The organism is Chloroflexota bacterium, assembly GCA_018648225.1.
Taxonomy (GTDB): domain Bacteria; phylum Chloroflexota; class Anaerolineae; order Anaerolineales; family UBA11858; genus NIOZ-UU35.
Window position 1 is genome coordinate 8,521 of record JABGRQ010000137.1, and the last position, 10,689, is coordinate 19,209.

At 52.8% G+C, this 10,689-nt stretch carries 10 protein-coding genes; 9 read left to right on the forward strand and 1 reads right to left on the reverse strand.

Features of this window, described 5'->3' with window-relative positions; genetic code table 11:
• Positions 1-14 precede the first annotated feature (14 nt).
• The 9 genes from leuD (at position 15) to HN413_13610 (ending at position 9,835) form a co-directional block, all read left to right on the forward strand.
• Positions 15-572, forward strand: a complete 558-nt coding sequence (leuD, locus tag HN413_13570) for a 3-isopropylmalate dehydratase small subunit (GenBank protein MBT3391424.1) — start codon at positions 15-17, stop codon at positions 570-572.
• Between the two features lie 141 nt (positions 573-713).
• Positions 714-2,273, forward strand: coding sequence for a citramalate synthase (locus HN413_13575; GenBank protein MBT3391425.1), 1,560 nt, complete (start codon positions 714-716; stop codon positions 2,271-2,273).
• Positions 2,274-2,430: 157 nt separating this feature from the next.
• Entirely contained in the window at positions 2,431-3,519 is a 1,089-nt protein-coding gene (leuB, locus tag HN413_13580; GenBank protein MBT3391426.1) for a 3-isopropylmalate dehydrogenase, read from the forward strand.
• Between the two features lie 123 nt (positions 3,520-3,642).
• A complete protein-coding gene (gene pheA / locus HN413_13585) occupies positions 3,643-4,473 on the forward strand; it encodes a prephenate dehydratase (GenBank protein MBT3391427.1) in 831 nt (276 codons plus the stop codon).
• A gap of 22 nt (positions 4,474-4,495) precedes the next feature.
• Positions 4,496-5,578 (forward strand): hypothetical protein, encoded by a 1,083-nt coding sequence (locus HN413_13590; protein MBT3391428.1) that lies wholly within the window; start codon positions 4,496-4,498, stop codon positions 5,576-5,578.
• A gap of 27 nt (positions 5,579-5,605) precedes the next feature.
• Positions 5,606-6,946, forward strand: a complete 1,341-nt coding sequence (locus HN413_13595) for a UbiD family decarboxylase (GenBank protein MBT3391429.1) — start codon at positions 5,606-5,608, stop codon at positions 6,944-6,946.
• 56 nt (positions 6,947-7,002) lie between these two features.
• Positions 7,003-8,205 (forward strand): DUF521 domain-containing protein, encoded by a 1,203-nt coding sequence (locus tag HN413_13600; GenBank protein ID MBT3391430.1) that lies wholly within the window; start codon positions 7,003-7,005, stop codon positions 8,203-8,205.
• A 125-nt stretch (positions 8,206-8,330) separates the two neighbouring features.
• The gene (locus tag HN413_13605; protein MBT3391431.1) at positions 8,331-8,960 is read left to right on the forward strand and encodes a response regulator; all 630 of its coding nucleotides are present in this window, start codon (positions 8,331-8,333) and stop codon (positions 8,958-8,960) included.
• Positions 8,961-9,055: 95 nt separating this feature from the next.
• Complete coding sequence (locus HN413_13610) at positions 9,056-9,835, forward strand: inositol monophosphatase (GenBank protein ID MBT3391432.1); 780 nt, start codon at positions 9,056-9,058, stop codon at positions 9,833-9,835.
• On the opposite strand, the gene surE is transcribed toward HN413_13610, so the two are convergent.
• The gene (surE, locus tag HN413_13615; GenBank protein MBT3391433.1) at positions 9,832-10,638 is read right to left on the reverse strand and encodes a 5'/3'-nucleotidase SurE; all 807 of its coding nucleotides are present in this window, start codon (positions 10,636-10,638) and stop codon (positions 9,832-9,834) included. The two genes, HN413_13610 and surE, sit on opposite strands and share 4 nt — an antisense overlap.
• Between the last annotated feature and the right edge of the window lie 51 nt (positions 10,639-10,689).

Genomic DNA, 10,689 nt, shown 5'->3' on the forward strand with positions numbered 1-10,689 from the left:
TAACCTCCAAAATCATCCCGCTGCCCTATACTGATGTGGATACAGACCAAATTATCCCTGCCCGCTATTTGAAAGTGGTCAATAAGGATGGTTTGGCAGAAGGGCTTTTCGATAGCTGGCGTAAGCTTGAAGATGGCAGCCTCAACCGTGATTTTCCGCTCAATCAGGATGAATATCAGGGCGCAGAAATTTTGCTAGCTGGTGATAATTTCGGATGCGGCTCATCTCGAGAGCATGCCCCCTGGGCATTAATTGGATGGGGGATTCGGGCTATCATCAGCACTTCCTTCGCAGATATATTCAGGAACAACTCGCTTAAGAACGGCCTGTTACCGATTGTCGTAGACGAAGAGACGCACACTTCGCTCTTCGATCTGACAGAAGAAGCACCGGCAGTCACAATTGATATTGATCTGGCATCCCAAACGCTATTCCTGCCCGGTGGAGAGAGAGTTTCCTTTGAAATTGATACTTTCAGTAAAACATGTTTGCTGGAAGGGATCGATCAGCTTGGCTATTTGTTGAAACACGAAGCGGAAATCGCGGCCTATGAAGCCGCCCGAGATTTTTAGCATGAATATATTGGATTATTTTTTGTGGAACAGGAAGGTGGACTGGGTGACGGATGACCGCGTCACCCAGGGAATCTCCGGTTGATGGTGTTCGCACGAAGAAACAAATTCAACCCATAGTATTAAATTTAGGAGATACCCATGTCTACATCTGTCAAAATCTACGATACGACTCTGCGCGATGGCACTCAAAGTGAAGGCATCTCGCTCTCGGTAAACGATAAAATCAAAATTGCACGCCGATTAGACGAATTTGGCGTGCATTATATCGAGGGTGGCTGGCCTGGTTCGAACCCCAAAGATGCCGAATTTTTTGAGCGCGTGCGCAAAATGGAGTTCAAAAACGCGCAAGTAGCTGCTTTTGGTTCGACGCGCAAGAAAAACAGCCCGACAGAGGGCGATCCCAATTTACAAGCTTTGGTGGATGCCGAAACACCGGTCGTGACTCTCGTGGGCAAAAGCTGGGATTTGCACGTTTACGATGTGCTGGAAACTACCCTGGAAGAAAATTTGGCGATGATCCGAGAGAGTGTGGCCTATATGAAGGCGCTGGGCAAAGAAGTTGTCTATGACGCCGAACATTTCTTCGATGGCTATAAAGCTAATCCTGAATATACCCTGCAAACGCTGAGTGCCGCTGCCGAAGGTGGAGCCGATCTTCTGGTGTTATGCGATACGAACGGCGGTTCGCTGCCCTGGGAGGTGGAAGAGATTACAATCTTGATGGGCGAGCTGTTTGAAACCCCGTTGGGCATTCACACGCATGACGATGGCGGTAACGGCGTGGCCAATACGCTGTCTGGCGTACGCGCCGGGGCGGTGCAGGTGCAGGGTACGGTCAACGGTTACGGTGAGCGCACTGGAAATGCCAATCTGTGTACGATTATCCCCAATTTGCAGTTGAAAATGAATATCCGCTGCGTCTCAGATGAAAATCTGTCCCGTTTGTCCGATTTATCGCACTACGTTGCCGAAGTTGCCAATCAACCGCCGAATCCCTATTACCCCTTCGTGGGGAAGAAAGCATTTGCACATAAGGGTGGCATCCATGTAGCCGCGGTGCTCAAGAATGAATTTTCCTACCAGCACATTGACCCAACTTTGGTGGGCAATCAGCGCCGCACGCTGGTTTCGGAACTTTCCGGACGTGGCAATGTAGTTGAAAAAGCCAACGAATTTGGCGTAGATATGACCAGCGAAAAAGCTCGCAAGGTCGTTGAGCAGATCAAGAGCCTTGAAGCGCAGGGTTTCACATTCGAAGGGGCCGGTGCGTCGGCACAGTTGCTCATGCAGCGCGCAGAGGAAAATTATAAGCCGCCTTTTGAGTTGATTGACTTCATGGTCATTGTTGAAAGTCGGCAGGGGCGTGGTGTTTTTGCTGAAGCCACAGTAAAGGTGGATGTGGGTGGTGAAATTATCCACACGGCGGCTGAAGGCAATGGGCCAGTCAACGCATTGAATAAAGCCCTCCGCAAAGCCCTGAGAGATTTATATCCCCGCCTCGATGAAATACACCTCTCAGATTACAAAGTCCGCATTTTGGATAGCGAGAGCGGCACGGCGGCGAACGTCCGCGTACTCATTGATACCAAAAATGGCGATAACGCCCGCTGGAGTACCGTTGGCGCGAGTACCAACATCATCGAAGCAAGCTGGCGCGCGTTAGCTGATAGCATGGAATATGCCTTACAAAAAAAATAAAGTGTGTCAAGTAGCATGTTTAATGGCATAAAGCACTTTAAACGTGATACATACAAGCAGATTGCGGGATGTGTTTTGAAAAAGATCTCCGAAATTTTGTCAAATCTCGGAGGTCCGAATTAGAGACACTTTTCGGTGAATATTCAAAAGGAAAATCATGAAAGCGAATATTGTATTACTTCCCGGTGACGGGATTGGCCCGGAAGTGGTTGCCGCGGCTCAGAGCGTACTCAAAGCCGTCGGGCAAAAATACGGCCATACCTTTGAAATAAGCGAATATCTGATCGGCGGGGCGGCGATTGACGCCTTCGGTACAGCCCTGCCCGCAGAAACTTTAGCTGCCTGCCAGCAGGCCGACGCGGTACTGCTGGGCGCGGTTGGTGGCCCCAAGTGGGATGATCCTACCGCTGCTGTGCGCCCGGAGCAAGGCTTGCTCGGATTACGGAAAAATCTGGGCTTATTTGCCAATTTACGTCCGGTTGTGCCGCAGGCCGATTTGCTCTCCGCTTCGCCCCTGCGCCCCGATCTGCTTGACGGCGTGGATTTGCTGGTGGTGCGCGAACTCACTGGCGGTATCTACTTTGGCGAACCGCGCGGGCGAAGGGAAGTTAACGGTCAGTGGGAAGCCTTCGATACCATGATTTACTCAGAGAGTGAAGTGCGCCGGGTTGTACGCTTGGCTTTTGAGTTGGCGCGCGGACGGCGCAAAAAAGTGACTTCGGTGGATAAAGCCAATGTACTCGACTCCTCGCGTTTGTGGCGTCAGGTGGCAGCACAGGTTGCCAGCGAATACCCCGATGTGGAATTTGAAGTCTTGCTCGTGGACGCAGCCACCATGCATCTGATCACCCGCCCGGCCAGTTTTGATGTGATGGTCACAACGAATATGTTTGGCGATATTCTCACTGATGAAGCCTCTGTGCTGACCGGTTCGATGGGCAACTTGCCATCAGCTTCGCTGGGTGAGGATATGAATCGACTCGAAAAACCGCGCGGCCTGTATGAGCCGATCCACGGCTCGGCGCCGGATATTGCCGGAGAGGGGATTGCCAACCCCATTGGGACGCTTGTCTCGGCGGCGATGATGTTGCGCCACTCCTTAGGGATGGAAGCTGAAGCCCGGGCTGTAGAAAACGCTGTAGACGCGGCCATCCGAGCGGGGCATCGTACGATTGATCTGGCGCGTGCGGGTGAAAAATCGCTCAGTACTGCGCTAATGACGGAAAAAATTATGGATTTGGTCTAATGTGAATTATCATATTACAAACAAGAAGCCCGAAATTAGGGGGTGGGAGTGGCGCGCAGCGCCACTTCCACCCCCTAATTTCGAAAACTTTTCGCGAGTATGACATTGTCAAACTAACCACCTATGAACCGAATAATTGCCTTTCAGGGAGAACCGGGCGCGTATAGCGAGTTAGCAGCGTTCGAATATTTTGGCGCGGGAATTACGCCGCTGCCGTGTGCATCTTTCGAAGATGCTTTTGCCGCGGTAACCGATGGTACTGCCGAGTATGGTTTATTGCCGATTGAGAACTCGCTGGCGGGCAGCATTCACCGTAATTATGACCTGTTGCTCGAATCCGATTTAACGATTGTGGGTGAGTATCACCTGCGCGTCAGCCATTGCCTGATGGCTCTGCCCGGCACAACGCTTGCCGATGTGCAGCAGGTGCATTCGCACCCGCAGGCGCTGGCGCAGTGCAAAAATCGTTTGCGTCAAATGGGATACGAGCCGATTGTTGAGGCAGATACTGCGGGCAGCGCCCGCATGATTAAAGATAGTGGCGATCAGCACGCCGCGGCGCTAGCCTCCAAACGCGCTGCTGAGGTCTATGATTTGCATATCTTGCAAGAAAGCATGGAAGACAACCCGGCCAATTACACGCGCTTTTTGGCACTAACGGCACAGACAGCGTCGGGAATTACGGATGGGGATTTCAAAACATCTATCGTTTTTAGCCTGCAAAATCAGCCCGGCGCTTTATTCAAGGCGCTGAGTGTGTTTGCCTTGCGTGATATTGATCTCGCCAAAATTGAATCGCGTCCCATTCAGGGCAAACCCTGGGAGTATATGTTCTATATCGATTTTTCCGACCACGCTGCATCACACTCTGGGCAGCGGGCATTGGATCATTTGGGGGAGTTAGCGGCCTATCTGCGTGTGCTGGGGTCGTATCCGCGCCATCGCGTGGCTTGATGCCGCGAACTTTAGGTGTGGGATGCAATTCTCTTCCGGCGCGTTGATTGAAAGTGTTTCGCAAAGTGCATCCCACCTGCGCGAGAAACAACGCTATGGTATAAAGGGGGGCATGAAATTCTGGTTTTTCTTCTTCGTTGCCATCAGCTTGGGGTTAACAGCCTGTTCTCCGGGGGTTCAGGTTGCAGAACCAACCCTCACGGCAGCATCCACCCAGACCGCGGCAGCCACCCCAACCCTCGTCCCGACAGCCACACGCACACGCATGCCGTCTGCGCCCAGCGCCACGCCTACTTTTACGCAGGCTCCCCCTACCGCTACCTCCCTTCCCGAAGATTGTAATCAGGCGAGTGTTATCGAAGATGTGACCATACCGGATGGCGCGCTCGTTGATCCTGGTGAAGTTTTTTTGAAAATTTGGCGTGTTCGGAATACGGGTTCGTGTACCTGGCAGTGGGGGGGCTTTTGGTTGGCTTTTGATAGTGAAAACCAGATGAATGGCCCCGATTTGGCGCGGGCGTATTTTTACCCATCACAGCCGGTGCTTGATTTAGCAACTTTGGGCAGTGCTGCCTGGAATGGGGTGCTGGGCGAGGTTGCCCCCGGTGAAGTGGTGGATATTCCGCTATTGTTGCAAGCACCCGACAAACCCGGCGTGTATCGCAGTCATTGGCGTTTGCAGGATGAGACCGGGAACTCGGCGGCATTGATGTGGGTACTGTTGGTAGTGAATAAGGGGAAGCAGGCCCAGTCGCCGGATTGGTCGGGGAACTGGATGCACACTAACACCTGGTTTATCAACCGCTTGGTGGACCCCGGAGTGCTGGTTGTGGAACAGAGAGGGTCGGAAATTTTGGGTTTCTTCTACCCCCGTGGCGGCCCTGCAGATGGGGATTTAGTGTACGTTACCGGGCGTGTCAGTGAAGACGGAATGCAGGTTGACGGTCTGTTTAGCCTGGTTTGGGATGAGCCGATCGATTTTCAATGGACGATGAGCGCCAATCAACAGCAATTTGAAGGGCTAATTACTTCAGATCGCCTCGATATTGACGGTACCTGGTGCGGCGGGCGCAATGGTCTTGTGCCGCCAATTTGCGCACCGTAGAGCGTGTTCTATTTTGGAGGTTTCATTTTGTCGTTGCGTGATTATCTTGAATTTTTAGAAAACCATAACCGTTTGGTGCGCATCACGGAGCCGATTTCGAGAGTTTATGAGATTGCCGCCGTACTTAAGCAGATGGAACCCCGTCCAGTGATTTTTGAGAATGTGCAAGAGTCGGCCTATCGGGTGATGGGCAATCTCTTCTGCACGAAGCAAGATTTTGCTGATTATTTTGGTGTTCCGGTCGCCGAGATTATTCCAACATTGATGGAGGCGATTGAACACCCCCCGCCTCTTTCAATTATGAGAGAGGCGGGGGGTCGGGGGATGGGTGAGGACCTTGCCCCATGCCAAGAAGCGGTACATCTTAAGCCCAATCTGGATTCTATTCCCATACCGCTGCACTTTCCCAGCGATGGCGGCCCATATATTACGTCAGGCGTATTTGTGGTCAAGCACCCTGTTTACGGGCAGAATCTGGATTTTCACCGTGCCATGCAATTTTCGTCGACCGAGATGGCAATCCGCGTGGTAGAGGGGCGGCACTTCGACCAATATTTGCAGGCGTTAGGTCAGGTGGATGTGGCGGTATGTATCGGCAATCCGCCCAATGTGCTGGCCGCGGCGGCTACTTCGGTGGTGTTGGGGGTGGACGAATTAACCATCGCCAATGCCCTGCAGCCGCTTGAACTGGTGCGCGCCAAAACCGTAGATTTGATGATCCCCGCTGAAGCCGAATTTGTGCTTGAAGGGACTGTGTATCGCGATCGCCGCCATGCCGAGGGGCCGTTTGTTGATCTCACCGAGACGATGGATGTGATCCGTAACGAGCCTGTTTTTGAAATCAAGGCGATTACGCACCGCAAAGACGCGCTTTGGCACGCCTTGCTGCCAGGGGCGCTGGAACACAAGCTGCTGATGGGTATGCCGCGCGAACCAACTATTTTCCGTATGGTCAATGATGTGGTCAAATGCATGGATGTCAATATCAACCCTGGAGGTTGTTCCTGGCTCCATGCCATCGTACAAATTGATAAGCAGCACGCCGATGATGGCAAGAAAGCTATCCAGGCGGCATTTGCCGGGCATCGCTCGTGCAAGCATATTTATGTAGTGGATGCCGATGTGGATATTTACGATCCGCTGCAAGTGGAATGGGCAATGGCAACGCGTTTCCAGGGTGACCGTGATCTGGTGGAACTTGACCGCGAACCCGGCTCCAGTTTAGACCCCAGTGCGGAAGCGGGCACAAAATTCACCACCAAAATTGGTTTTGATCTGACAGCGCCGCTTGGTGAGGCGCGGCGGCATTATGAGAAAGTTGAATATCCGCAAGTTGACCTGAGCCGCTTTCTGAATAAGCAGGAATGAACCACGGAGACACAAAGGACACGAAGTTTTCTCTGTGGTGGAACTCAAGGTAATATATGCGACTGACAAACGAAGAACAAACCATGCTCGATGGCGCACAGGGACGCGCCACGCAAAAAGCGATGGAAATTTTGACCATGCTGGGGCGGATTTACGCCGCCGAGCGCCTGATCCCGGTAACATCGGTACAGATTGCAGGGGTCAGTTACGCTAATTTGGGCGAGGCCGGGCTGGCATTTCTCGATGAGATGGCAAATGGAAACGGGCGCGCCCGCGTGCTGACCACACTTAACCCCGCCGGGATGGATATGGAAAACTGGCAGAATTTGGGCATCAGCGCTGAATTTGCCGAAAACCAGGTGCGTGTGCTGGATGCTTTTGCTCGCATGAATGTCATTACCACGGCGACCTGCACGCCTTATCTGATTGGGAATACGCCCCATTTTGGCGAGCATATCGCTTGGGCAGAGAGCAGTGCGGTGTGCTATGCCAACTCGGTGTTAGGCGCGCGCTCCAACCGCGAAGGCGGCCCCAGCGCCCTGGCGGCATCACTCACCGGCCTGACCCCGGAATATGGCTACCACCTCGATGCAGATCGGCAGCCAACCCTGACGGTGAATGTCGAGGGCTTGCAGGATGAGAATACGGATTTCGGGGCGTTGGGAAAGGTGTTAGGCGAAAGGCTGGAGCGTATCTCCGGGCGACGCGTGCCCTATTTGCGCGGGGTCGAATCGGCCTCGGTGGAGAATCTCAAATCATTCTGCGCCAGCGTGGCGACTTATGGGGGCGTGGCCCTCTGCCATATTCAGGGGATCACCCCCGAGGCAGGTCAGCTGCTCCCGCCCGATGAGCAGATCACCATCACCGCAGCAGAAATCCACCTCGCTAGAGAATCCATGATCGATGCCGCATCCGACGAAATTGATTTTGTCAGTTTGGGTTGTCCGCATCTATCGATCAAGGAAATTGCTCGCATCGCCGAATTGCTGGCCGGGAAAACCGTGACCAAAGAGTTCTGGATTACTACCGCCCGTCCGACCAAAGAGATCGCCGACCGGATGGGCTATACGGCGGTGATCGAGGCTGCAGGCGCTAAATTTGCTGCCGATACCTGTTGCGTGGTCGCGCCGATTAAAGGGCGCTTCAACGCGCTGGCAACCGACAGCGCTAAAGCATGTTATTATGCTTATTCCAAAAACAAATTTAAAACTGCACTCATGCCTTTTGATGATGTGGTTCAGATCGCGCTGCAAGACTAGAACTCGCAATTTCAGTGTAACAAGCGTATCATTTGATAGTTTACATAACGGAATGCTCTTATCAGAAGTGTAAGCATTCGTGTCAGCGTGATCCGCTACAATACACTTGTTTCAGGAGATGAGTTATGGCTGTTCCCTATGGTCCGCTTTTGGTAGTCGAAGACACGTTGCATGTTTTAGATTTACTGGCTGTGACTTTGCGTTTTAAAGGATATCCGGTTGTGACCGCCAAGAATGGGGAAGAAGCGCTTGAGCGCATAGCCGAAGAACGCCCGGCGTTGATTATCACCGATATTCTCATGCCGCGCATGGATGGGTTTGCCCTGATGTATGCTTTGCGGAAGAACCCAAAAACACATCAAATTCCGGTGATTTTTCTTTCGGCGACCTATGTCACGCCCGAAGATCGGGAATTTGCGCTCAAATTGGGAGCGGTGCGTTTTTTGGTAAAACCGGTGGACACCGCTGAGTTTTTGCTCACAATTGCTGAGATACTCACCGATGGCGCGCCAGTGCTGCCTCCGCTGATGAGCAAAGAAGAGTTTTATCGTGGTTATCGCAAGCGGTTGGAAGAAAAACTGAGCGAGAAAACCAATCAGATCGCGCGTACGGAGCGTTTGCTGCAAACGTTACCCGCAGAGCAAAAGCCAGCTTTTGAAGCCTTGCTCACAGAAGCCAGCGCACAAAAACAGGAAATTCAAGATGAACTGGATCAACTCTATAAAATCCTTTCTGAAGAAAACACCAGCGAATAACTGAACACTGAGAAACCCATAAAGTAAGGGGTGTGCGGGATAATTTACTCCTGTACGCCCCTATTTTTTTGAAAAAATATACTGGGAAATGACTGATGCAACCTACACTGAACGACCTGATTGAAATGGCGCGCATGGCTGGTGAAATTGTCCGCCAGGGGTATGGTAAACAACACGATGTGCAACTCAAAGGCGAGATTGATCTCGTTACTGAAATTGACCGCCGCTCAGAAGAATTCTTGCTCGGTGCGCTAGACGAGCGTTTTCCAGGGCAGCATGTGATCGCCGAAGAGAGCGGCCTGCGCGCTGGTGTGGGCCAGCAGCGTTGGATTGTGGATCCGTTGGATGGCACGGTCAATTATGCGCACGGTATTCCCTTCTTTTCGGTTTCAATTGCTTTTGCGGTGGGGGATGTACTTACCCTGGGGGTGGTTTACGACCCAATGCGGGATGAGTGTTTCAGCGCGGCGCGCGGGCAAGGAGCCTGGCTCAACGGGACTCCTTTGAAGGTGACGGCTGTCCCCGAACTGGGTCAAAGCCTCCTGGTGACGGGTTTCTACTACGATTCGTGGCGCAACCCGGAGAATAATCTCGATAATTTCGCCAGACTAACGTTGCGAACCCAAGGTGTGCGGCGTTTAGGTTCGGCAGCCCTGGATTTATGTTATCTTGCTGCGGGGCGTTTCGATGGTTATTGGGAATTGCGCCTGGGGGCCTGGGATATGGCGGCTGGGGTAATGATTGCGCAGGAAGCAGGGGCATTGGTCACCAGTGCGCGTGGCGAGCCAGATTATTTTAAACCCCCCTATTCGGTTTTGGCGGCTAATCCAGTGTTGCACGCCAAAATTCTGGCTGTATTACAGGGGCAAGATTAACTCAATAATTTCTCAAGAATTTCCGGCAAGACTCGCGACGTCAAATCCAAACTCAGGGGGGTTACGGAAACTTGGTGGCGGGTGAAGAGCGCGTGAACATCCGAATCGGCTGATGCATCCCCCCAACTTTCGTTGATACGGTAGCCCATTACTGTGGGTTGGTTCCAGGATGTGCGCTCTGGCTTTTCGGCGTGGTAATATCGCACCCGTGAGAGCCGGGTGATTTCCCAGGGGGTTTCCGGCGTGGCCTGAGCCGGAATTTCGACCTTGAGCACATCTACATCCGATGGCATCTGCCTGTGCAGTAATTTGCCCCCAAAATAGGCCGTAAAATAGGCCGCTGCAGAAAAATCAACCTCTTGCGAATAGGAAAGGTGATGCTCTAATTCGGTGTCTAATGAGATCGCCAGGGCCGGGATGCCCAACGCAGCCGCTTCCAGCGCCGCGCCAACCGTGCCCGAAATCGTCACGCCGCTGCCGATATTGGCCCCGTAGTTAATCCCCGAAACCACCAGATCGGGCAAGCGGGGCATCACTTCTAGTGCGCCATGCAGCACAGCCTGAGCAGGTGAACCACCTACCGCATAGACCGTCCAGCTGCGCCCATTGACCTGGAGTTGTTCGGGCGTAATCAGGCCATCGGTTGTATTGGGCAGGCTGCGGCCCATCCCGGAGCTTTGCTCGCGCGGTGCGGCCACAGTAACATAGCCAATCGCTTCCAGCGCCGCCGCCGCGGCCCACAAGCCGGGAGAGCGGATGCCGTCGTCATTGGTGAGTAAGATTTGGGGTTTCTCAGTTTTCATAGATAAAAAAAGAGAGCGGGATTTTCCCGCTCTAATCTGCGCTCTCGGCGC

Bases quoted from the DNA above. Each gene is read 5' to 3' on its own strand.
- HN413_13605 (MBT3391431.1), top strand. From the start codon at position 8,331: ATGGCTGTTCCCTATGGTCCGCTTTTGGTAGTCGAAGACACGTTGCAT.
- surE (MBT3391433.1), bottom strand. From the start codon at position 10,638: ATGAAAACTGAGAAACCCCAAATCTTACTCACCAATGACGACGGCATC.
- HN413_13610 (MBT3391432.1), top strand. From the start codon at position 9,056: ATGCAACCTACACTGAACGACCTGATTGAAATGGCGCGCATGGCTGGT.
- HN413_13575 (MBT3391425.1), top strand. From the start codon at position 714: ATGTCTACATCTGTCAAAATCTACGATACGACTCTGCGCGATGGCACT.
- leuB (MBT3391426.1), top strand. From the start codon at position 2,431: ATGAAAGCGAATATTGTATTACTTCCCGGTGACGGGATTGGCCCGGAA.
- HN413_13590 (MBT3391428.1), top strand. From the start codon at position 4,496: ATGCAATTCTCTTCCGGCGCGTTGATTGAAAGTGTTTCGCAAAGTGCA.
- pheA (MBT3391427.1), top strand. From the start codon at position 3,643: ATGAACCGAATAATTGCCTTTCAGGGAGAACCGGGCGCGTATAGCGAG.
- HN413_13600 (MBT3391430.1), top strand. From the start codon at position 7,003: ATGCGACTGACAAACGAAGAACAAACCATGCTCGATGGCGCACAGGGA.